Annotated in this window: 26 protein-coding genes; 17 read left to right on the top strand and 9 right to left on the bottom strand. The window is 69.1% G+C overall.

All coding sequences use genetic code 11. From position 1 onward, the window contains the following. The first annotated feature begins 1 nt into the window (after position 1). Entirely contained in the window at positions 2 to 988 is a 987-nt protein-coding gene (locus tag MUU77_RS03410) for a hypothetical protein (protein ID WP_245091594.1), read from the top strand. A gap of 33 nt (positions 989 to 1,021) precedes the next feature. Beyond that, complete coding sequence (locus MUU77_RS03405) at positions 1,022 to 1,486, top strand: hypothetical protein (protein WP_245091592.1); 465 nt, start codon at positions 1,022 to 1,024, stop codon at positions 1,484 to 1,486. 248 nt (positions 1,487 to 1,734) lie between these two features. Here the strand turns inward: MUU77_RS03405 and MUU77_RS03400 are convergent, their stop codons facing one another. Beyond that, positions 1,735 to 2,130 (bottom strand): low affinity iron permease family protein, encoded by a 396-nt coding sequence (locus tag MUU77_RS03400; protein WP_245091590.1) that lies wholly within the window; start codon positions 2,128 to 2,130, stop codon positions 1,735 to 1,737. A gap of 156 nt (positions 2,131 to 2,286) precedes the next feature. Here MUU77_RS03400 and MUU77_RS03395 point away from each other — a divergent pair, with 156 nt between their 5' ends. From MUU77_RS03395 to MUU77_RS03385, 3 genes are all read left to right on the top strand, one after another. Next, positions 2,287 to 2,667 carry an MmcQ/YjbR family DNA-binding protein gene (locus tag MUU77_RS03395; protein WP_245091588.1) on the top strand — a complete coding sequence of 127 codons (381 nt, stop codon included), beginning with the start codon at positions 2,287 to 2,289 and terminating at the stop codon, positions 2,665 to 2,667. A gap of 119 nt (positions 2,668 to 2,786) precedes the next feature. Further along, a complete protein-coding gene (locus MUU77_RS03390) occupies positions 2,787 to 3,200 on the top strand; it encodes a VOC family protein (protein WP_245091586.1) in 414 nt (137 codons plus the stop codon). A gap of 91 nt (positions 3,201 to 3,291) precedes the next feature. Further along, entirely contained in the window at positions 3,292 to 4,563 is a 1,272-nt protein-coding gene (locus tag MUU77_RS03385) for an RNA polymerase sigma factor (RefSeq protein WP_245091584.1), read from the top strand. 6 nt (positions 4,564 to 4,569) lie between these two features. Here MUU77_RS03385 and MUU77_RS03380 read toward each other — a convergent pair whose 3' ends face one another. Beyond that, the gene (locus MUU77_RS03380) at positions 4,570 to 6,309 is read right to left on the bottom strand and encodes a caspase family protein (protein WP_245091582.1); all 1,740 of its coding nucleotides are present in this window, start codon (positions 6,307 to 6,309) and stop codon (positions 4,570 to 4,572) included. A gap of 233 nt (positions 6,310 to 6,542) precedes the next feature. Then, entirely contained in the window at positions 6,543 to 7,061 is a 519-nt protein-coding gene (locus MUU77_RS03375) for a DUF1993 domain-containing protein (RefSeq protein WP_245091580.1), read from the bottom strand. A 136-nt stretch (positions 7,062 to 7,197) separates the two neighbouring features. Here MUU77_RS03375 and MUU77_RS03370 point away from each other — a divergent pair, with 136 nt between their 5' ends. Beyond that, a complete protein-coding gene (locus MUU77_RS03370; RefSeq protein WP_245091578.1) occupies positions 7,198 to 7,713 on the top strand; it encodes an adenine phosphoribosyltransferase in 516 nt (171 codons plus the stop codon). A gap of 48 nt (positions 7,714 to 7,761) precedes the next feature. Here the strand turns inward: MUU77_RS03370 and MUU77_RS03365 are convergent, their stop codons facing one another. Both MUU77_RS03365 and MUU77_RS03360 read right to left on the bottom strand, forming a co-directional pair. After that, on the bottom strand, positions 7,762 to 7,974 hold the full coding sequence (locus tag MUU77_RS03365; protein ID WP_245091576.1) for a hypothetical protein: 213 nt from the start codon (positions 7,972 to 7,974) through the stop codon (positions 7,762 to 7,764). Between the two features lie 331 nt (positions 7,975 to 8,305). Next, complete coding sequence (locus tag MUU77_RS03360; RefSeq protein ID WP_245091574.1) at positions 8,306 to 8,791, bottom strand: transposase; 486 nt, start codon at positions 8,789 to 8,791, stop codon at positions 8,306 to 8,308. A 342-nt stretch (positions 8,792 to 9,133) separates the two neighbouring features. On the opposite strand from MUU77_RS03360, the gene MUU77_RS03355 reads away from it, so the two are divergent. The 4 genes from MUU77_RS03355 (at position 9,134) to MUU77_RS03340 (ending at position 11,490) form a co-directional block, all read left to right on the top strand. Continuing rightward, the gene (locus MUU77_RS03355; RefSeq protein ID WP_245094192.1) at positions 9,134 to 9,715 is read left to right on the top strand and encodes an ECF-type sigma factor; all 582 of its coding nucleotides are present in this window, start codon (positions 9,134 to 9,136) and stop codon (positions 9,713 to 9,715) included. Between the two features lie 102 nt (positions 9,716 to 9,817). Beyond that, a complete protein-coding gene (locus MUU77_RS03350; protein ID WP_245091572.1) occupies positions 9,818 to 10,063 on the top strand; it encodes a hypothetical protein in 246 nt (81 codons plus the stop codon). A gap of 169 nt (positions 10,064 to 10,232) precedes the next feature. Then, the gene (locus MUU77_RS03345; RefSeq protein WP_245091570.1) at positions 10,233 to 10,862 is read left to right on the top strand and encodes an isochorismatase family cysteine hydrolase; all 630 of its coding nucleotides are present in this window, start codon (positions 10,233 to 10,235) and stop codon (positions 10,860 to 10,862) included. A 205-nt stretch (positions 10,863 to 11,067) separates the two neighbouring features. After that, on the top strand, positions 11,068 to 11,490 hold the full coding sequence (locus tag MUU77_RS03340) for a hypothetical protein (RefSeq protein ID WP_245091568.1): 423 nt from the start codon (positions 11,068 to 11,070) through the stop codon (positions 11,488 to 11,490). A gap of 92 nt (positions 11,491 to 11,582) precedes the next feature. On the opposite strand, the gene MUU77_RS03335 is transcribed toward MUU77_RS03340, so the two are convergent. Continuing rightward, the gene (locus tag MUU77_RS03335; RefSeq protein WP_245091566.1) at positions 11,583 to 12,419 is read right to left on the bottom strand and encodes a hypothetical protein; all 837 of its coding nucleotides are present in this window, start codon (positions 12,417 to 12,419) and stop codon (positions 11,583 to 11,585) included. Positions 12,420 to 12,611: 192 nt separating this feature from the next. Between MUU77_RS03335 and MUU77_RS03330 the strand changes: the two genes are divergently transcribed. The 3 genes from MUU77_RS03330 (at position 12,612) to MUU77_RS03320 (ending at position 16,079) form a co-directional block, all read left to right on the top strand. Next, positions 12,612 to 13,049: a hypothetical protein gene (locus tag MUU77_RS03330; protein ID WP_245091564.1), complete on the top strand. Its 438-nt coding sequence runs from the start codon at positions 12,612 to 12,614 to the stop codon at positions 13,047 to 13,049. An 84-nt stretch (positions 13,050 to 13,133) separates the two neighbouring features. Beyond that, positions 13,134 to 13,712: a mechanosensitive ion channel family protein gene (locus MUU77_RS03325; RefSeq protein WP_245091562.1), complete on the top strand. Its 579-nt coding sequence runs from the start codon at positions 13,134 to 13,136 to the stop codon at positions 13,710 to 13,712. A gap of 177 nt (positions 13,713 to 13,889) precedes the next feature. Then, a complete protein-coding gene (locus MUU77_RS03320) occupies positions 13,890 to 16,079 on the top strand; it encodes a M66 family metalloprotease (protein ID WP_245091560.1) in 2,190 nt (729 codons plus the stop codon). Positions 16,080 to 16,120: 41 nt separating this feature from the next. Here MUU77_RS03320 and MUU77_RS03315 read toward each other — a convergent pair whose 3' ends face one another. Beyond that, positions 16,121 to 17,365, bottom strand: coding sequence for an MFS transporter (locus MUU77_RS03315; RefSeq protein ID WP_245091558.1), 1,245 nt, complete (start codon positions 17,363 to 17,365; stop codon positions 16,121 to 16,123). A 60-nt stretch (positions 17,366 to 17,425) separates the two neighbouring features. Continuing rightward, the gene (locus tag MUU77_RS03310) at positions 17,426 to 17,875 is read right to left on the bottom strand and encodes a hypothetical protein (RefSeq protein WP_245091556.1); all 450 of its coding nucleotides are present in this window, start codon (positions 17,873 to 17,875) and stop codon (positions 17,426 to 17,428) included. 236 nt (positions 17,876 to 18,111) lie between these two features. Here MUU77_RS03310 and MUU77_RS03305 point away from each other — a divergent pair, with 236 nt between their 5' ends. Further along, complete coding sequence (locus MUU77_RS03305) at positions 18,112 to 18,498, top strand: DUF6165 family protein (RefSeq protein ID WP_245091554.1); 387 nt, start codon at positions 18,112 to 18,114, stop codon at positions 18,496 to 18,498. Positions 18,499 to 18,504: 6 nt separating this feature from the next. Here MUU77_RS03305 and MUU77_RS03300 read toward each other — a convergent pair whose 3' ends face one another. Then, positions 18,505 to 18,705 carry a hypothetical protein gene (locus MUU77_RS03300; protein WP_245091552.1) on the bottom strand — a complete coding sequence of 67 codons (201 nt, stop codon included), beginning with the start codon at positions 18,703 to 18,705 and terminating at the stop codon, positions 18,505 to 18,507. A 144-nt stretch (positions 18,706 to 18,849) separates the two neighbouring features. On the opposite strand from MUU77_RS03300, the gene MUU77_RS03295 reads away from it, so the two are divergent. From MUU77_RS03295 to MUU77_RS03285, 3 genes are all read left to right on the top strand, one after another. Next, complete coding sequence (locus tag MUU77_RS03295; RefSeq protein ID WP_245091550.1) at positions 18,850 to 19,074, top strand: hypothetical protein; 225 nt, start codon at positions 18,850 to 18,852, stop codon at positions 19,072 to 19,074. A gap of 75 nt (positions 19,075 to 19,149) precedes the next feature. Next, positions 19,150 to 19,836 carry a phytanoyl-CoA dioxygenase family protein gene (locus tag MUU77_RS03290; protein ID WP_245091548.1) on the top strand — a complete coding sequence of 229 codons (687 nt, stop codon included), beginning with the start codon at positions 19,150 to 19,152 and terminating at the stop codon, positions 19,834 to 19,836. 86 nt (positions 19,837 to 19,922) lie between these two features. After that, positions 19,923 to 21,362 (top strand): M20/M25/M40 family metallo-hydrolase, encoded by a 1,440-nt coding sequence (locus MUU77_RS03285; RefSeq protein ID WP_245091546.1) that lies wholly within the window; start codon positions 19,923 to 19,925, stop codon positions 21,360 to 21,362. Positions 21,363 to 21,443 lie beyond the last annotated feature (81 nt).

The raw sequence follows: 21,443 nt of genomic DNA, 5'->3' as shown, positions 1-21,443 counted from the left end.
TATGGAAAATGCAAAGAAAACGGGCACCTGGCTGGCATGCATTGCCGGCTCAGCAATTGCACTGGCGATTGCAACGCTTCTTCAGACCAAGAGACTGATTCAGCAGGTATCACTTCAATGCGCCACCCAGAATCTCGATATCTGCGGAGAGTTCGTTCCATGGGTTTGGATCTGCATTTCGTTCTCGGCGATCGCTGCCCTCGCATCAGTACTGTGGTTTGCACGACGGCGACCACTGGCAGGCAGGTTGGCGCCGATCTCGTTCTTTATCTTGTTGCTGGTTACGGCCTACTCGATGTGGCTATGGTTTCGGCCCTCTGACTATGCGCTCGCCAAACCGAACGCCAACCACGAGGCTCGGCGGATAGAAGATCTCGCAAGACAAATAGATCACGCTAAAGCGGGGGCCGAACTGGAACCTCAGCAGCCACGTGGTCACCATCCGTTTCCAGATTTGCCACAGAGCCGTGACGGTCTACCTCTGAATGACGACCCCTTTATCGCCACAAGCAAAGCTGAGCAGGCGTGGCTCGATAGAAACGGGTATCCAAACGCGCAGCAATGGGCTGCCTACACACGAGCGTCTGACGTACAGTTACGGGACGCTGCCAAACAGGGCGACAAAGGCGCGACCGCCTTGCTCGGTCATCGACGCTTGATGGCCGGAGACGACACCGCAGTAGTTGATCTTCTTACGGAAGGCGCAAAAGGGTCCGGCTTCGCGCTTGACATGCTGGCCTCCTATCTCGCCAGCGTAAGAGGAGGCAATCGTCAAACAGCTTACGCTATCAGTCGAGTTTCGGAGATGCGTGGAAACTTCAGGGTCGCAGCTGCTCGCGACCTGATGTTCGACACCCCCCTCACGAACACCGAACGTATGCAAGGAGATCAGGAAGCGATGGAGATCTACAACAGCCTGCTCGAACTCCAGCGAAAGATCCGTGGACCAGGTTCTTCACCCGTTGATCCACGCCCAATCGGCGGGTAAAAAAATGGCGGGCGCATCAAACAAGGAGTAGTTATGATTAAGATTACCAGAATCTTGCTCGCTGGCGGATCTTTGGTGGCAAGCGGGATCGTTATCGCCTGCGCGATGAAAGCGATGCCTTATCTTGGAATAATCGAAGTGTCCGCGTGGGATATCGCAGTAGCTGGTGCTCAAGGCTATGAAAATCCGGCCCGGGCAGCAGCACTAAAGAATCTGGACGAAAAGGCAATCAGCGTACTGGGTGCGGCAGAGTGGAAGGCTAATAATTATGTTGGTGCGGTATCCTACAAAGTTGGGAATGGTGCAACTATCGTTACTGAAGACAAGCCGTGCGACAAGCTGATGAAGGAAACAACCCCACGATCCGGAAGCAACTCCTCGGGATCCAGTGGCGGCGGATCCTACTATTGGTATGGTGGTAGCGTTTATGGCTCTTCCGGCACATGCCTTTACGGTTGCACCGGCACGGTTAAAGTAGGAGAGGTTGAGGAGGCCTAGCCGTGTAGGCCCACCTAATCACCAAGCATCGCTGGGTAAAGCAAAGGGTCGCACTTGCGGCCCTTTGCTCATTGTGCAATTTCATTCAGGGTATGCTGGTTCTCCGATGGCAACCTCGATCACCGAAGCGAGCAGCGAGGGATTGTGCGCAACCTCAGTCCGGCACTAACGGACCGTGGACCCTCACATACCGCAGCGCTGGGATTGCGCACTGCTCCATCCCAGCCTACGGGGCTACGAGGCCCGCCCTATCCGCGCCTGCTCTTCGCCTGCTGCATCTCCCGGGCCTGGCGCGCCATGTCTTCGTAGTGCGCGCGCAGGTCGTCGAGCTCCTTCTCCTCCAGCTCCTCCAGGTCCAGCAGGGCGTTGTTGGCGCTGCGCGAGACGCGGATCAGTTCGTCCAGCTTGATCTGCATGGCCTCGGTGTCGCGGTTCTGGGTGCTCTGGATCAGGAACACCATCAGGAAGGTGATGACCGTGGTCCCGGTGTTGATCACCAGCTGCCAGGTATCGCTGAAGCCGAACAGCGGCCCGGTGACGGCCCAGGCCACGATGATGCCCAGCGCCAGCGCGAAGCAGGCGGGACGGCCGGTGAAGGTGGAGGCCTTCTTGGCCAGGCGGGTGAAGGCGGACGGGCGGCTCATCTGCGGCTCCTGGATCAGGGGTGAACGACCTGGCGCCACTGTAGCCGGAGCCGGGAACGCCGTGCGGCCGGCACCGTGCCGCCTCGAGGACAGCCACCGCCCTCGACCCGCGCGGTCCGTACGTCATCCCGGCGAGTACGGCGTTAGCATCGCGGCATGGATGTCGCCGCCCTCAAACGCCATTGCCGCGCCCTGCCGGGCAGCGTGGAAACGCTGTACGGGGCGCCGTCCAACATCCTGGTGTACGAGGTGGGCGGCAAGCGCTTCGCCTACTTCAAGACCAGCCAGCCGGAACAGTGGCGCTTCAGCTTCAAGGTGGCGCCGGAGCGCTTCCTGGAGCTGACCGACCAGCCCGGCATCAAGCCGGCGCGCTGGCTGGGCAAGCACCGCTGGGTCACCGTGGTGGACGTGTCCTCCGTGCCGGGCGCCTACCTGAAAGACCTGCTGGCGTGGTCGTACCGCCACGCCCTGGCCAAGCTGACCCGGCGCCAGCGCGAGGCCATCGCCGGGGCCGATCCCGGCGACGCCGTCCGCTGACGGGCGCGCGGACCGGATGCATCTTCATCTCCGACGCTGTCGATTCCGGCCCTGCCGGTTCGTCGGAGAACACGAGCAGGGCGTGTCGGCCCTGCACCCGACCACCCCAGGAGCCCACCATGAACGTCAATCCGTACCTGATCCTCAACGGCGACTGCGAAGCCGCCTTCACCTTCTATGCCCAGGCCACCGGCGGCACGCTGGGGCCGATGATGCGGTTCGACGGCATGGACGGCTGCGGCGACATCCCGGCCGATTACCGGCAGAAGATCATGCATACCCACGTGATGTTCGGGCAGACGGTGCTGATGGGTTCGGACAATCACCCGGCGCAACCCTACGAGGGCGTGAAGGGCTGCTCGGTGTCGCTGTCGGTGGACAGCATCAAGGATGCCGAGCGCATCTTCGGCGCGCTGTCCGACGGCGGCCAGGTGACCATGCCGCTGGCGCAGACGTTCTGGGCGGTGCGCTTCGGCATGCTGGTCGACAAGTTCGGCGTGCCGTGGATGATCAACTGCGAGAAGGATGCGTGATGAGGGTGCGGGCGCGGCGTGGACGCCATGACGCCCGCCTGCGCTGCGCTGCGGCTTTCACCGGCCGCGGCGCCGTGGTCTGATGCGCGCCATGTCCACCCCATCTGCCACCCATCGCGCGATCGATGCCGTCTGGCGCATCGAGTCCGCGCGCGTGATCGCGGGCTTGGCCCGCATGCTGCGCGATCTGGACCTGGCCGAGGAACTGGCGCAGGACGCGCTGGTGGCTGCGCTGGAGACCTGGCCCCGTGACGGCGTGCCGGACAATCCGGGGGCGTGGCTGATGACCACCGCCAAGCGACGCGCCATCGATCGCCTGCGCCGGCTCCAGTTGCTCGATCGCAAGCACGGGGAGCTGGCGCACGAACTGGAGCAGATCCAGGACGAGCGTCGCGCCCGCGACGAGGACGCGCTGGACCACGACATCGACGATGACCTGCTGCGGCTGGTGTTCGTCTCGTGCCATCCGGTGCTGTCGATGGAGGCGCGCGTGGCATTGACGCTGCGCCTGCTGTGCGGGCTGACCACGGACGAGATTGCGCGCGCGTTCCTGGCCGCGGAACCGACCGTGGCCCAGCGCATCGTGCGCGCCAAGCGCACGCTGGCCGAGGCGGACGTGGCGTTTGAAGTGCCCCGCGGCGATGCGTTGCAGGAGCGGCTGGCCAGCGTGCTGGGCGTGGTCTACCTGGTGTTCAACGAAGGCTACGCGGCCACCAGCGGCGGCGACTGGGTACGACCGGCGCTGTGCGAGGAAGCGCTGCGGCTGGGCCGCATGCTGGCCGCGCTGACGCCGCGCGAACCCGAGGTGCACGGGCTGGTGGCGTTGATGGAGATCCAGGCCTCGCGCCTGCACGCGCGCGTGGGCAAGGACGGCGAGGCCATCCTGCTGCTCGACCAGGACCGCAGCCGCTGGGACCCGTTGCTGATCCGGCGCGGCCTGGAGGCACTGGCGCGCGCGGAACGGCTGGGGGGTGCGTTCGGTCCGTATGCGCTGCAGGCGGCGATTGCGGCCTGCCACGCCCGCGCGCGCACGGCCGACGAGACCGACTGGCCGCGGATCGCCGCGCTCTACGCGGCGCTGGCGCGGGTCAACCCCTCGCCCGTGGTGGAACTGAACCGTGCCGTGGCGGTGTCGATGGCCAGCGGCGCGGAAAGCGCATTGCCGCTGGTGGACCGGCTGCAGGACGATCCTGCGATGAAGCACTACCACCTGCTGCCCAGCGTGCGCGGTGACCTGCTGTTCCGGCTGGGGCGGCACGACGAAGCGCGCGCCGAGTTCGAGCGCGCCGCGGCGATGACCCGCAACGCACGCGAACAGACGCTGCTGCTGGCGCGTGCGCGCGAATGCGCGCCGGCCGGCTGACGCGCGCTACATCCAGCGCGACAGGCGGATCTCCGGCCCGGCCAGCGCCGCGGTCTGGTCGTAATCCAGCGCGCGCAGTTCCTGCGAGGTGTACTTCACCAGGTCGCTGACCTTCAGGCGGCGCCGGTCGCCCGCGCCGCCGCGCAGCATGCGTCGCCAGTTCTTCACCAGCGCGTAGGTGAAGGCGCCATGCTGGATGGCGCCGTGTTCGTACTCGTAGGCGAACTCGCCCTCCTGGCAGGCGTAGACCAGCAGCGGCATGTACGGCCCCTTGTGGCCGAGCGCCTTGCGCAGCTGGCGCGCTTCGCCCAGCGGCAGCGTGCGTACCGGCAGCGCGTAACCCAGGCGCCCGCTCATGTCGCCCAGCGGCATGGTGTCCTGGTCCACGGCCAGCTGCTTGCGCTCGGCGACCTCCAGTTCGCGCGGCACCCACATCTCGCGCGCGGCGTCCCACTTCATCGCGCGATGGCGGATGTCGTCGGGCGGATTGAGGCCGCGCATGCGCGCGGGGCCGCCCTTGGCCATGCCGCCGGAATGGCAGCAGTCCAGCAGGATGCTGAAATCCACGTCGTACGGCAGCTGCACGTAGCGCTCGAACAGCCAGTCGTCGGTGAGCGCGGTGTCCTCGGTCCAGTCGAAGTCGTAGGGCACCAGCGTCTCGTCCATGCGGTCCACCCGGTCGCCCAGCCCGTAGGTGGGCAGCTGCGCGCCATGGCCGCTGTAGTACAGGATGCGCTGGTCCCCGGCACGCACCCCGTCCAGCAGCCAGTCCACGCGCTCGCGGATGCCGTCGGCGGTGGCCCGCTCGTCCAGCACCACCCGGATGTCGCCGGCGTCGAAACCCTGTTCCTGCAGCATGGCGCTCATCAGGAACACGTCGTTGACGCAGCCGGCCAGGCGCTGGTCGGGGTCGGGATAGTCGTTGATGCCGATCAGCAGCGCGCGCTTGCGCGGCGTGGCCACGCGCGCGGACACCGGGCGCTGTTCGCGCAGCGCACGGGTGATGCGGGTGGTCTCGTCGTTGAGCACGTCGTACCAGAAGGTGCTGACGGCCTGCGGATGGCGCAGGTATTCCTCGGCGGCGTGGTCCGCATTGCCGGGGATGTCGAAGTGCGTGTCGACCTGGCGGAAGTTGTCGGCCGCGATCGAGACGCGCGCGGTGAACACCGAGTCGAAGCGGTTGTACAGGTGGTACCAGAAGCGCGCCTTCTCGATGGCGCTGAGGCGGCCGGCCTGGTACTCGCCGCGCACGAACGGGTTGCCGATCTGCGACCCCAGCGAGACGAAGTAGCGCCCGCTGGCGGTGGCGCGGGAGTCCTCGTGGGTGAAGGTGTCGTAGCAGACCAGCGAGCCCAGGCTGTGGCCGAGCACCACGTGCGGCTTGGTCGCCTGGATGCGCTCGACCAGGCGCTCACGCGTCTGCTTGCGGAACGTGGGGCTTTCGACCCACTTCACCACCATGCCGGCGGTATGCCGCAGGCGCGAATCGTCGCCGCGCGCACGCCGGAACGGGGCGGTGATGCCGTTGGCCAGCAGGCGCGCCAAGGCTTCCAGCGTGTCGCCCAATCCGACCTTGTGCTGCGCGAAGATGTCGTCGTAATGGCAGTACTCGATATCGAGCGCACGCTCGGCATCGACCTGCCGGCAGGCCTCGTGGATGGCCGCCTCCCAGGCCTGCTGCCACGCCCCGCCGGGCGGGTGCTGGCCCACGCCGTGTACGCAGAGGATCCGTAGTGCGGTCGCCATCGCTGCTTCCCTCGCTGGAGTGGTCCCGGCATCCGCGCAGGCGACGGCTGTCGCAGGGCGTGGAGGCCCGGGCGACAGTATCGGAGGGCCGCGTCGCATGCCGTGACACGCGCAGCACTCCGTCGCCGCAGGCTACCGGCTCCCCGGGGAAGCCGCCGCGCGGCAGGGATCGCGCGGCTTTTCCTGTCCAACGCCGGTGGGCGGCCGGAGCGGACACGCCGCCCGCGGCGTCGTCAGGCCTCGGGGCCCAGATAGTCCAGCTTGCCCAGCGGTACGCCGTTGTGGCGCAGGATCGCGTAGGCGGTGGTGGCGTGGAAGAACAGGTTGGGCAGGACGAAACCCAGCAGGTAGCCGCGTCCGTCGAACTTCAATTCGCCGCGCGTGCGCGTGGTCAGGGTGATGCTGCGGTCCTGGCTGCCTTCCAGCGCGGCCTCGTCGAAGGTCCGCAGATAGGCGCAGACCGCATCCAGCCGTGCGTACAGTTCCTCGAAGGTGGTTTCCACATCGTCGAAGCGCGGCGACTCCACGCCCGCCAGGCGGGCGACGGCGAACTTCGCCGTATCCGTGGCGAACTGCACCTGGCGCACCAGCGGGAACATGTCCGGCGCCAGCCGCGACTGCAGCAGGACGGCGGGCTCGTAGCCCCTGTCCCGCGCATGCGCCTCGCCTTTTGCCAGTACGTGGCGCAGGTTCCCGAGCGCGCGCAGAAGAACGGGGACCGAGGCCTGGTACATCGAAACGGCGTTGCTCATGGGGCATGTCCGGAAGAATGGGAGTGCGAGGATAGCCCCGGGCCGGCACGCTGATTAGCCACCCGGCGCGGGAGACTGCATCCCAGGCCCCGCAGGCTGCGATAGCATCAGCGCCCCACCCGCAACTCCACCTCCCATGGCCTGGACCGCGCTGCTCCGCGATATCCCCGACTTTCCCAAGCCCGGCATCCTGTTCAAGGACATCACGCCGGTGCTGGCCGATGGCGACGCGTTCGCCGAGGCGATCGCCGCGATGGCCGAGCCGTGGCGCGGCGTGGCGCTGGACGCCGTCGCCGGCGTGGAGGCCCGCGGCTTCATCCTGGGGGCGGCGCTGGCCCGCGAACTGGAGGTCGGCTTCGTGCCGATCCGCAAGCCGGGCAAGCTGCCCGGGCACACGCTGTGGCTGGATTACGGGCTGGAATACGGCCGCGACCGCCTGGAGATCCATGCCGATGCGCTTCCCGCCGGATCGCGCGTCATCGTCGCCGACGACGTGCTGGCGACGGGCGGCACGCTGAAGGCGGCGCTTGCGCTGGTCGAGCGGCAGGGCGCGCAGGTCGTGGGCACTGCCGTGCTGGTCGAACTGGGTTTCCTGGACGCGCGCGCGGGCTGGACGCATCCCGCCCCCCTGCACGCCTCCGCCGTCTACTGAAACCGCGCCAGCCCCGCCCGGCCATCGCGCACCGTGCGTGCGCCTTCGTCAGTCGGCCACGCGCGTGACGTAGGCGCCTGTCTCGACCACCAGGAAGGTGTCGTTGTCGATGCGGCGCACCCGACTGCCGTCTTCGAGCACATAGTGCGGATGCGCATCCGTCGCCGTGCGCGATGCGGGTGCGCCCTCTTCGTTGCGGAGAACCTGGATCCGGCAGCGTCGTCCGGAGGCGTCCTGTGCGGTGAAGACATGCGTACTCATCTGGCCTGCTCCCATTGCCGGGAATGCCAGCCTAAGCCCCGCCGCGTTAAATCCTGCGCAGCATCGGGTGAGGATGCGCAGGAAAAGCGAGGGGGAGGCGTTGCACCTCCCCCTCTGGCGCCGAAGCGCGATGCCTGCCATGTGTCGGAATGGCAGGCGACCGGGTCGCCCCCTGGGGAGGGGGGCGCCCTCTAACTGCCAGACGGGGGAGCGTCGGCAGATAGGCGATCGAGGGTTGCGGGGCCTGCGGATGCCTCGACCGCCGCTTTCGTCCGTCCCTCCCTGGATTCATGGCCGGCACGCCATCGGCCACCGCCGCTGCGGCGATGCATCAGGATGCCCGCATCACCCGGCTCAGGTGCTTGGTGTTGTTGCGATGCAGGTAGCGCTGCACGAGGGCGTGCAGATCCAGCGCACGCGGGTCCTGTGGCCCCAGGCACGCGAGAACCACCTCCCAGTTGCCGTCCTGCGCCCAGCGTATGAAGCGTACGTAGATGCCATGCCATGAACCGAATTCACGTGGCAGGTCGGACCAGTACGCGCCGGTCTGCGCCACCCACAGCACGGCCTCGATGAAGCGGCGCGCGTTACCGCCGTGGCGCGCGCGGGCACCGACCCGTCCCGGCAGGGCCTGCGTCAGCGCCTTCCACTCGTCTTCCGCAAGGCGCTGCATGATCGGCCATTGGCTCTTGGCGCGCGGCCCCAGACCCTGGGGGATGGCCCAGGTCCTGGGAAGCACGTCGGCCGCACCATAGCGGGTGTCGCGCGCAGCGCCCTCGTCCTGGGCACGCCCCCCAACCGTTCCGTCATTCCCCATGCGGGCGACCTCCGGCCATGACCCTCGTCCATGCCCGTGCCGGGATGGCCGCCCTCCGACGGCGGGCTTCGTCGAACCCGCACCTGACATACTCGTTGCCGATCATCTACGTGGAAATCTCCATGCCGCTCTTTCCCGGGGCCCGCGCGACGCCCTTCGTTCCCGACGACAGCTCGCACCGGACCGGTGTTGCGGCTTGCGTACGACGCGCCCGCGGGGTCATATATGGGATGGAATCGTGAGGACGGGCCTACTCAGGACATGACAGCGCGGCAACATCCAGGCAGCGCCACGGCAAGCTCCCCTCCGGACCCGTGGACGCAGGACGCGGCGCCCGTGCCGATGCCGGATGAGGAATCCGTCACCCGCCTGCTGGGCGATGTCGGCAGCGGGAAGCCCGGCGCCTGGAACCGGATCTACGCGCTGCTCTACCGGGACCTGCACCAGATCGCACGCGCGCAGATACGACAGCAGCGCCGTTCGCACGCACGCTCCCCCACATCGCTGATCAGCGAGACCTGGCTGAGGCTGGCCGGCGCGGATTTCAGCGTCGAGAACCGTGCGCACCTGGTGGCGCTGGTGGCCAGGGCCATGCGGTTCGTGCTGCTGGACGAAGTCCGCCGCGCGCTGGCGGAAAAGCGGGGCGACGGCATGGACCTGCTGCCCCTGGACGAGACCACCGAGCCGGTCCAGACCTCGCGCCTGGAGCAGTTGTTGATCCTGGACCAGGCGTTGACGGACCTTGGCAGGCTGGACGCCCGCCTGGCCCAGGTGGTGGAGATGCGCTACTTCGGCGGCCTGAGCGAACTGGAGATCGCCGACGTGCTGAAGGTCACCGAACGCACGGTGCGGCGCGACTGGCGCAAGGCGCGCGCGTTCCTGTTCAGCCACCTGGGCGAAGGCGAGCTGCCCGAACCGTGGTAGGCCCATGGCCACGGGAGCGAGCGGCGGCGTCCTGATCCATGCCCGGAGGGCGAACTCCGGTGTGTGAATCCCCGCAAATCCCCTCCCCCCACGCCGCGCCGCATGCGCGAACCCGCGACGACCGCCCATCCGCCCCGGGCCGCCGCATGCGCCTCCGGGGCGACCGCCCTCTCGCGGGCGATGGGCCTGTTCGATGCGTACTCGGACATGCACGATGAAGACCAGGCCGCCGCCCTGGCGGCACTGAGGATGCGCGACCGCCCGCTGCATGACGCGCTGGTGCGGCTGCTGGTGGCCGACGCGCTGGAACATGCATTGGATGTTCCCCCGTGGCGCGTGCGCACCTGACCGGTCGCACGCCGATCCCGCCGGTCCCGCAGGCCCGGGCAGACGCGACAGCCGCTCCGGCACGCGCCTGCCGCACGTTCCCGCACGCCGATGCAAGGCGATCCGCGCACCCTGCAGCATGCTGGGAACGCGGGCCGCCACTCGCGCCACACGGGACGCCACCATGCCCATGCCGGCCTATCCCGCGGGGCGCACCGCACTGCTGCTGATCGATCCCTACAACGATCTGCTCGCCGAAGAGGGCAAGCTGTGGCCGCTGGTCGCCGAAGTGGCGCGCCACGTGGATCTGCACGCCCGGCTGCAGGCCGTCCTGTCGTGCGTGCGCCAGGCAGGACTGCCCGTGTTCATCGTGCCGCACCATCGCGCCGAGCCGGACGACTTCAAGGGCTGGGACCATCCCACGCCCTACCAGCTGGGAGCCGCCCGCATGCAACCCTTCGCCAAGGGCAGCTGGGGCGGGCAGTGGCATCCGGATTTCGCGCCGCAACCCGGCGACATCATCGTCAAGGAACACTGGGGCAGCAGCGGGTTCGCCAACACCGACCTGGACTACCTGCTCAAGCAGCACCACATCAGCCATGTCATCCTGGTCGGCGTGATCGCCAATACCTGCGTCGAGGCCACGGGACGGTCCGCGGCCGAACGCGGCTACCACGTGACCCTCGTGCGCGACGCCACCGCCGCCGCCACCGTGGCCGCGATGCGTGCCGCGCATGAGATCAACGCCCCCACCTACGCGCACGCCATCCTCACCACGCAAGGCCTGCTGGACGCGCTCACCGCCCGCGCACGCCTGTGATGCGCGACCGCGCGAGGGACGGCCGCGAGCTGTGGCGTGCGTCGCATTCCGCCTCACATTGCTGCCTGCCCAGGCGCATCGGCGCGTGTTCATTCCTGCATCGAGGTGCGGAACTGCGACGGCGTTAGCAACTCTCCCACCCCGGAGGCTCGCTAGCATGGTGGCTCTCTGCCACCGCCGCGCCCGTCCCGCACAAGGAGTGTCCATGCCCCCCCATGCCGCCGCCGCTTTCGCCGGCACCTGGCACCTGCTCCCCGAGCAGTGCGATTACCAGCTCGGGCATCCGCCGCGCAGTGGCCACTACCGCCTGGCCTGCACGGAAGACGGTGCGCTCTCGATCAGTTCGGAATGGTTCGGCAGGAACGGCAAGCGCCATCGCGCGGCGTTCGGCGGCCGCGCCGATGGCGTGCCCTATCCGTTCCACGACACGCCGCATGCCGATGCCCTGAGCTTCGAATCGGTCTCGCCCACGCTGCTGCACTCCACCACCTGGCACGATGGCCGCGAGGTGCAGTGGTCGGAACGCGAACTGGTCGACGGGGACACGCTGGTGATCCGCATGCGCGGCCATCTGAGCGACGGCCGCAGCTATACCAATGTCGGCGTTTTCCGGCGGCAGGCGGACTGAGCCGCGCCCGACGACCTCCCGCCGCTCCGCAACGACGAAGGGCGCCCCTGCGGGCGCCCTTCGCTGGTCCAACCTTCAGGCGTGGATGCGGTTCAGCGGGTCTGCACGCAGTTCTGCAGCCACAGCACGCGCTTGAAGTCGTCGTAGCGCAGGAACTGCCCCTTGAACGTCACCTTGTCGCCCTTGCGGAAGGTCAGCACGTTGGCCAGCTGGTTGGGCTTGAACAGGCAGGCCACGCCCACGCGCGGCTCGTTGTCGCCCGGCACCTGCAGCAGTCCCGAACCCTGCTCGGGGATGTCGAAGGAGACGTTGTAGTCCTGGCCGTCTTCCTGCACGTAGTCCACGCGGCCGCGCAGCGCGTAGTGACGCCCCTTGTGGCGCGCCGTCACGGCCACCGCGTTGCCCTTGGCCTCGCGCGCGATCTCGCGCGAGAAGACGTAGACATCCTTCACCGTCACGTCGGCGTTGTTCTGCGTCTTCGCCCCCTGCGCGGCCGCCGCACGGCCTTCCTTGCCGCCCTTCACCTTGGCCAGCAGCTGGCACATGTAGGGGCGGATGGCGTCCTGCTTGGCCATCTGGCCCTTTTCTGTCTTCACCGTCATCTGCACGGTGGCGGCACCGCCCTCGTCGCTGATGGCGATCAGCGTGGGGATGGCGCGCGTGGTGTTGGTGGAGCGCTGTTCCACCAGCATCGTGCCGGTCTCGGCATCCTCGGTGATCACGTCCATCTTCTCGGCGATCATGATGCCGCGCATCTGCCCCATCGCGTCCTTGACCGAGAGGTCGGGCACGGTGACGCGGCTGGAGAAGTCGGTGCCGGAGAAGATGCTGCCGGACTTGCTGAAGTTGTCCTCGCATTCACCCGCGAAGGCGGCGGGCGCCACGCTGGTCAGGGCAAGCGCGATGGCGGCCAGTAGCTTGTAGGTCATGTGGTCCTCACATTGTGGAAGTGTCGGGCGGTCCGGTACGACGGGCGCCGCTTCCGGCCGGCACCTGCGCCTGCTCCGGCGCCCGTGCATTCTTGCAAGGGCCACGGACCGCCACAAGCGCCCGCGCGCCGGCCGCCGCGTCGCGCGCTTCCGCCCTACAATGCGGACCCGCTTCCGTCATTCATCACGTCCATGGCGCCTGGCCGCATCATCCACCCGTCCTGCCTCACGCTGCTGGCGACGCTCGCGCTGGCGACCGGTGCGCGGGCGCAGGAACACATGCCGCCGCGGCCGCTGCCGGACGCGGTGCAGGCCGATGTCGCGGCGATCGCGCAACACCTGTCCAGCGTGCAGGAAGAAGCGCCGCCGCTTGCCTGCGGCAAGGCGGTGGAAAACGCCCGCTGGGGTGTGGAGACCATGCTGGAAGTGGGCGAGAAGAACCTGCGCGGCGGTTACATGACGCAGGCCGCCTACGACGCCGTCACGCCCGCCCTGAACGCCCTGCTGGGCGTACTCAGCCTGCAGGACTGCGAGGCGGCCACGGGCGCGAGGCGCGATTTCTACCAGTGCATGTCCAGCGACTACAACCATGTCCTTGCCTGCGGCAAGGCGCATCCGTTCGAACCTTGACCCTGCAGGCGTACCCGATCACCCTTGCCGCATGAACCCCTGTACCTGCGTCCCGTACGCGCATCCTTTCCGACAGGCGTACCGATGAGCTGGCCGCGACTGACGGACTGGCTGCGCGAAGGCGCGGATGTCACCCTGCCCATCGCGCAGGCGATGGCGATCCTGCTGGGCGCCTGGCTGCTGCTGCGCGTGCTGCGCATCATCGTGCGCCGCATCTGCGAGAGCTACCGGCTGCCGGCACAGGTCGCCGTCAGCGCGCGCCGGCTTCTGGGCGTACTGGTCTACATGTCGGCCTTCATGCTTGCGCTGGGCCGGCTGGGCGTGTCGGCCAGCGTGTTGTGGACGGCGCTCACCGGCTTCACCGCGGTGGCCGCCGTCGCGTTCTTCGCCGCCTGGAGCGTGCTGTCCAACATCTTCTGCAGCGTGCTGATCCTGACCACGCGGCCGTTCCGCGTGCATGATCACATCGAGGTGCTCGAGAACGGCGACAAGCCGGGCCTGCGCGGCCGCGTCATCGACATCAACCTGCTGTACACCACCCTGCTGGAAGAGGACGCGCTGCGCGGCGACACCGTGCTGCAGATCCCCAACAGCCAGTTCTTCCAGCGCACCACGCGGCGCTGGCGTTCCGGTTCGCCGCCTGCGGCCTCCTCGCCGGAGTAGTCCAGGGCAGACGCGCACGCGCGTTCAACGCGCTCGCCCGGTGCAGCGGCCAGCCATCCGTCAGATCGTGTCTCCGCGTCCCGTCGTGCGCCTGCGCGCGGATCGGCGGTGTCCGCCGTGCGCGCAGCGCGGCGTTGATCCGCATACAGGGACCGCTCAATCGAAGGACGCGACGCAATGGATATCACGAAGGAACTGATCAACCGCAATCTGCTCGAGTCGGCGCAGAAGCTGGACCTCTTCCGCCTGGGGCTCTACATCGCCGGCATCGAAGTCACCCAGGCCATCCAGCACTACGACGCCGATGGCCATCTCACCGACAGCAACGACCGCGGCGCCGACAACTCGGTCACGCTGGTCGCCAACAAGCCCGCCTGGGTGCGCGTATACCTGGGCAGCCTGATCGGCGCCACCGGCATCAGCGGCACGCTCGAGGTCCAGCGACGCCACAACGGCTTCCTTTGGAGCACGGTGGCCACGCTGAACCCCACGCCCCCCGTGCCCACGAGCGTACCCGGCCTGGTGCTGGGACAGGACTACGACGATACCCGCGGCGTGCTTTCGACCACGCTGAACTTCATCCTTCCCGCCAACGAAATGATCGGCACGCTGCGATTGATCGCCCGTGCCAGCAGCGGCGCGCGCACGGCGGAGCGCCGCGCCACCGTGTCCGTCACGCTGCGGCAGACGCTGCGGCTGGCCGGCGTGATGATTTCGTACAACGGCCCGGCGAGCAACGCACCCAATGCTCCCAACCTCACGCTCGCGGCACCCACGCTGGCCGACCTTCAGGCCATGTCGGGCCGCGCGCTGACGCTGTTCCCGGTCCAGTCGACCGCCCAGTTCCGCACCGCCGGCACCCTGGCCCTGACCAACCACCTGCAGGACACCAGCTTTCCCACCAGCGGCTGCGGCGCCGGCTGGGATGCCCTGCACGCCCGGGTGGCGAATGCACGCACGGCCGATGGCAACCAGCCGGGCTGGATCTACTACGGTCTGTTGCCGGCCGCCACACCGATGGGGCCCGTCGGCGGCTGCGGTGGCGGCGGCGTGGCGGTCGGCCCGATCAACCAGCCCGGCACGCTCGCGCACGAAGCCGGCCACGCCTGCGGCCTGCCGCATGCACCGGCCGGTGGTGCACCCAACGCCGACCCCAACTACCCCGCGTACGAGCCCTACGACACGCCTGCAGCGCGGCGGGCCTCCATCGGCGAGTTCGGACTGGACATCAACAACGGCAACATCGCCTCGCCGCAGACGTTCCGCGACTTCATGGCGTACGGCGGCCCCGCGTGGATCTCGCTGCACCATTACGGCAGGCTGCTGCAGAACGACCGGCTCAATCCGGTGACGGTGGGCGTGGACCATCCGTGGTGGAAGGATTTCGTCTGGGAAGAAATGCGGCGCTGGCCATGGTTCCCCCTTCCCGATCCGCCGCCGTACGACTTCGACCTGGAACTGCCCGTGTACCCGCCGCCCTTCAAGCCCCAGGACATGATCTCGCTGATCGTGCGTATCGCCGACGGCCGCGTGGCCGAGGTGCTGCACGTGGCCCGCACCCGCCTGCATGCCACGCTGGAACGCACGGCCGCGACGCCCTTCACGGCACGTCTGCTGGAAGGCGACAAAGTGCTGGCTGAAGCCCCCTTGCGCAGGCTGCACACCGCCGCGTGCGGATGCGGATGCGGCGGCGACGGCCACCACGAGGGCACGCCCCCGCGCGAATACCTGGCCCAGGCCCTCGTGGCCGATGCAGGACCCGGTAGCGCGCTGGAGATCCTTGCCGACGGCCAGGCGCAATGGACGCGCGCATCCACCGGCAAGCCGCCGCGGGTGGAAGGACTGGAAGCGAAAGTCGACCGCAAGGGACAGCTGCGCGTGGGATGGACCGCGGCGCGCGGCGCGACGGAGTACTGGCTGCGCTGGTCGCGCGACGGAGAACAGTGGCAGTCGCTGGCGACCGGCCTCACGGACACCGAAACGCGCGTGGACGCCGCCCAACTTCCGGCCGGCAAGATCCTGCTGCAGGTGGTCGCGCACGACGGCTTCCACTCCGCCGCTTCGAAGCCGACGCCGCTGGCGCTGCCCGCACGGCCGCCACAGGTCGCCATCCTGCATCCGCAGGACGGGCACACCTACCAGGAAGGGCAGCCACTGCGTCTGTGGGGAAGCGCCACCTCGTCGGGCGATGATCGCCCGTCGACGCCACGCGCGACCTGGCTGCTCGGACGCAAGGCGATCGGCGAAGGGCTGGATGCGTGGACGTCGCTGCCGGCCGGCGAGCATGCGTTGACGCTGCGCGTGGAGGACGCCGGTGGCAGCACGGAAGCCACCGTCAAGGTGAAGGTCAGCGGCCGCGACGGCTGACGCCTTGGGCGGCGTGCGCGCAAGGATGCGCCGCGCGTGGCTCAGTGCGGGGATTCGCAGGCGAGGGCGTTCGCGCGCTCGCCCGCGCGCAGCGACTGCTGCGCCCAGGCATAGATCAGCAGGCCGGCCACTGCCATGGCGGCGCCCACGTAGCCCGTCGAGGTCCAGCCCAGCCCGGCGGTGATCGCCATGCCGCCCAGCCACGGGCCCAGCGCGTTGGCGGTGTTGAAGGCCGCATGGTGCGACGCCGCCGCCAGCGTCTGCGCGTCGCCGGCCACGTCCATCAGGTGCGACTGCAGGATGGGGCCCAGCGCCCCCATCAGGCCGATGCCGACGGTGGCCAGCAGGATCGTCGGCAGGGTCTGCGCCATCAGCGGGAACAGCAGCAGCATGGCCACGGCCCAGAGCAGTACGATCCAGGCGGCCCGCAACTGCATGCGGTCGAACAGCCAACCGCCGACGAAGTTGCCGATCACCCCGCCCACGCCGAAGCCGGCCAGGCCCAGCGGAATCCACGCCGGCGCCACCCGCGTCACCTCCAGCATCGTCGGTGCCAGATAGCTGAAGACCGCGAACATGCCGGCAAAGCCGATCGCGCCGATGCCCAGCGCCTGCCAGACCGGCAGCCGGTGGAAGGCGCGCAGTTCGTCCAGCGGATGCGCCCTGGTGCCATCGATGCCCTTGGGCAGCCAGATGGCCAGCAGCAGGGCGGTCGCCAGGGCGATCAGCGCGACGAAGGCGAACACCCAGCGCCAGTCGATCACCTGGCCCAGCCAGGTCGCCAGCGGATTGCCTATCAGGATGGCCAGGGTCAGGCCCAGCATGACCAGGCTGATCGCGCGCCCACGCTTGTTGGGCGGGCTGATGGCCACCGCGGTGAGCGCGGCGACGCCGAAATACGCGCCGTGCGGCAGTCCCGCGACGAAGCGGAACACCAGCAGGCTCTCGTAGGTGGGGCCGAGCGCGCTGGCCAGGTTGCCCAGGGCGTAGAACCCCATCAGCGCCAGCAGCAGCGTCTTGCGTTTCCAGCCGGCCCCCAGGATCGCCAGCAGCGGCGCACCGACGACCACGCCGAGCGCATAGGCACTGATCAGGTGACCCACCTGCGGCTCGGTCACGCCGAGCGAGGCCACCATGTTCGGCATCAGCCCCATGCTGGCGAACTCGCTGGTGCCGATGGCGAAACCGCCCAGCGTCAGCGCGAACAGGATCAGGCCGATCTGGCGGGACGTCAGCGCGTCGGCAACGGACGGAAAGGAAACGGGGGGCGGCGGCGAGACATCCATGCCGCCATTATGCTGCAATGCAGCAGGCCGGATCGACCCCGCCGACGGAACGCTGCAGCCTCAGCCGCCGCGGTACTCGGCCACCACCGCATCGGCATCGGGATTGGCGCGGGCGCGCTTGCGCACGAACACCACCGGGATGGGCCCGTTCATCACCGCCATCACCCGGTTCGCTTCTTCCTGCGACGACAGCGTGCTGAAGCTCGCGTTCTGCGACCGCGCATAGGGAATGCCGGCCTGGTCCAAGCGTCGCGCCAGCGCCTCCGCCCGCTGCGCCGCGTCGGACGGGCAGTTGGCGGGCGCGAAGATCACCACGTGGTGGCCGGGCTGTCCGTCCGGCAGCGGCACGTCGACGAACCCATGGCGGCTGGTCGCGCCGGCTTGCGCCGGGGCCGCACCGATGACGCGCGCGGCCACCGTCTGCACCGCATCGCGCGGCAGGTATGCGCGCGCGGCCAGCACCGCCAGCGCCGCCACGGCGGCGAAGAAGCCCACCTTCAGCACATTCATCGCCACCGCTCCGCGCGCGCGATGTCCGCCACGGGTGCCGCCGCCTGTTCCCGCGCCGGCACGGACACATGCGCACCCACCTGCAGCAGCAGGCCCATCATCCCGTTCCGCATGTGTTCCCCTTGAAGGCGCCCCCGGCGCGCACGCCCTATTCCAGCGCACTCCGGGGGCGCGCGCAATCGGCCGACGCCGGCCGCACGCCCCGGCGCGCGCGGGGACGGCGCTAGAATGCGCGCATGAACACCATCCTGATCCCCGTCTCCATCGGCGAACTGGCCGACAAGCTGTCCATCCTGGAAATCAAGGCTGCGCGCATCGACGATGCCGGCAAGCGCGCCCACGTGCAGGTGGAACGGGAGGGGCTGCGCGCGTTGTGGGACGCACAGGTGGCGGCGCAGGCCGAACTGGCGGACATGAAGGAGCAACTGCGCGCGATCAACGAGCGCATGTGGGACGTGCAGGACGCGTTGCGCGCGAAGGAAGCCGCACAGGTGTTCGATGCGGACTTCATCGCACTGGCGCGCTCGGTGGCGCACCACAACGGCGAGCGCATCCAGGTGAAGAACGCCATCAACCGCCTGGCCGGTTCGCGCTTCATCGAAGAGAAGCAGTACCAGGCCTGAGGCCGTTCACGCGGCGCCGTGGCGCCGGCGGATCACCTCCAGCCGCTCGCGGTAGTACAGCGCGTCGGCGGCCACCTTGGGCGGATGCTCGGCCAGCCAGTCCACCGCATCGCGCAGGAGGGCGGCCGGGTCGGCGTCGGGCGCTTCCAGCGCGGTATCCACGCGGTCCAGTTGCAGGATGACGTCTTCGCGCGTGCTCGGAGGCATGGGGCAGGTCCTTTCAGAGGGGCGTCCACCGTAGCGGACGGGCCGTATGCGGCGCGTCAGCGACGGGCCGCCGTGCGCAGGCATGCGGCCTGCCTGCGACGGAAGGCGCTCCCGCCGCGGCCGGCTTGGCGGTAGAGTCGTGGCATGAGTGTCAGCACGATCGTCGAACACGGCTGCCCGCTGACGGTACAGACGCTGGAGCGCGTGGATGCGCTGGGCGCGAGGTACTGGCAGGCGCGGGCGATGTTCCGCATCGCCTCCGGCCAGGCGCGCGTGGACGTGGTCACCCGCAGCCGCCACGCCACGCGCGAGGCCGCCGAACGCGCGGCGCTGGCGCTGGCGCGCGAGAATGGCTGGGGGCGCGGGTAAGCCGCCGATGCGGCATGCGTGCCGGACAGGCGACCAGCGCGCCCGGCAACCCGCCACGCCACGCACAGGAATCCCATGATCGACCGCGACGCACTCCAACGCGATGGCTACGTCCTGCTGCGCGGGGCCATTCCGCCCGCGTGGCTGGCGGGGCTGCGCGCCACCTTCGATGCCGGCGTGCTGCCCTCGCACGCATGGCCGGTGCCGCGCGGGCACGGGTGGCGGCATGCGCTGGTGGACCTGGACCCCACGGTGCAGGCGGTGTGCCGCCTGCCCGCGGTGCTGGCCGCGGCCGGGGCATTGATCGGCGAGCGCTTCTTCCTGGCCCAGGTGGAAGGCCGCGAGCCGCTGCAGGGCGCCGGCCACCAGGGCCTGCACCGCGACCTGTCCGCCGAGCGCCGCGGCGATACCGTCAATGCGCTGGCCTTCTTCGACGACTACGGCCCGGACAACGGCGCCACCCGGCTGGTGCCGGGCAGCCACCGCCCCGCGACCCGCGACGCGGCGCTGGATCCGGCCGACGAAGCACGCGCGGTGCAGCTGTCCGGCCACGCGGGCGACATCCTGGTGTTCGACGCCGACCTGCTGCATGGCGCCAGCCTCAATCCCTCGGGGGCGCGCCGGCGCTCCATCCTGTTCGGCTTCTTCGCCGAGCCGCGCCATGCCGCGCACCTGGCCACGGCGCACCTGCGCAACGTGCGCATGGCCACCGCCGAGCGCTTCGATCCGGCGCCGCCGCCACCGGTCGAGCAGCCCGCATAGGCGGGCCGCGGGCACGCGTGGCGCGGCCGGGGAAGTGGTAGCGTGGCACTCCTGACGCCACAGGCCGCCCTCCGGGGGGATGCACGATGAGACCGTTGTTGCCGGGTGGGCCGATGGGGTGGTGCTTCGTGCTGGCCGGACTGGCGCTGCTGCGCGCGGACACGCCATCGACGACGGTGCGCGCGCACGTCGCCGCCGCGCCGGCCGCTGCCCACGCGTCCACCGCGGACCCCGCGCGCGGCGCGGTGCGCATGCCGCGCGGTCCCGTGGCCCTGCGGCGGGTCCCGCCCACCACGACGGCGCCGGCCCCGCAGGCCGACCCGTTCGCACCGGTGTACATCGTGACCTCCGCGGACACCTGGCAGGGCATCCGCGGCCTGGCCCGTGGTGCGGTGGCGCGGCGCGACAGCACCGGCATGCCGCTGGTGATCGCCGAAACCCGGGCCGACCGGCTGGGCGGCATCAGCCGCTACGTGCACGAGCACGAGCGCCGCTGCGGCGGTTATTTCGCCTTCCCCGACCGCGCGCAGGCCGAGGCCTTCGTACGCGGCGACCGCGCGAAGCAGGCCATGGCCAAGTCCGCGCTCGCCCGTTACACGCTGGACAACCAAGCCACCGTCGGCCGCTGGCTGCCGCAGGTGCAGGAACAGCGCCTCTACGACACCATCAACCACCTCTCCGGCTACCGCAACCGCTACTTCGCCAGCAGCCACGGCAGGACATCGGCCGAATGGATCCGCGACCACTGGCAGTCGCTGGCCGCCGGCCGCAGCGACGTCACCACCGAGCTGTTCACCGCCTGCGGCAATTGCGGCACGCAGCCGTCGGTCATCCTGACCGTCCGCGGCTGGGACCTGCCCGATGAAGTGGTGGTGCTGGGCGCGCACCTGGATTCGATCAACGGCAGCACCTACAACGACCCCAACCAGCTGGCGCCGGGCGCCGACGACGACGCCTCCGGCATCGCCACGCTCACCGAGACGCTGCGCATCGCCCTGGCCGACGGCTGGCAGCCGCGGCGCACGGTGAAGTTCATGGGCTATGCGGCCGAGGAAGTCGGCCTGCGCGGGTCCAACGCCATCGCGCAGTCGTTCCGCGCCCGCGGCGTGAACGTGGTCAGCGTGCTGCAGGTGGACATGACCAACTACAAGTCCGGCGCGGTCACGGACATGAAGCTGATCAGCGATTACTCCAATACCGAGCTGAAGAATTTCTTCGTGGCCCTGTTCGACGCCTACCTGGCGCCGAGGGGGCTGACGCGCAGCACGACCGCCTGCGGGTACGCCTGTTCGGACCATGCGTCGTGGACCAACGCCGGCTATCCGGCCGCCATGATGTTCGAGGCCGGCGACCCGGGCGGCAGCTTCCCCTACATCCACACGCCGTACGACACGCTGGCCACCATGGGCGAATCGGCGCAGCACAGCGTCAAGTTCATCCAGTTCGCGCTGGCCTACCTGGGCGAAACCGCGAAGACGCGCGGCCGTGTCACCGGCGGGCCGGCGCAGGTGTTGCCGGCGCAATGAGCAGAGGGTGGGCGCGGGCCCACCGATCGATGAGTGCAGATACCGTGCGATGGTGAGCGTGAGCCCACCCGGCGGGCCAGG

This window comes from Pseudoxanthomonas sp. F37, assembly GCF_022965755.1.
Classification (GTDB): Bacteria; Pseudomonadota; Gammaproteobacteria; order Xanthomonadales; family Xanthomonadaceae; genus Pseudoxanthomonas_A.
Note: the sequence above shows the minus strand (reverse complement) of the source record. Positions and strands in the feature narration are given on the sequence as shown.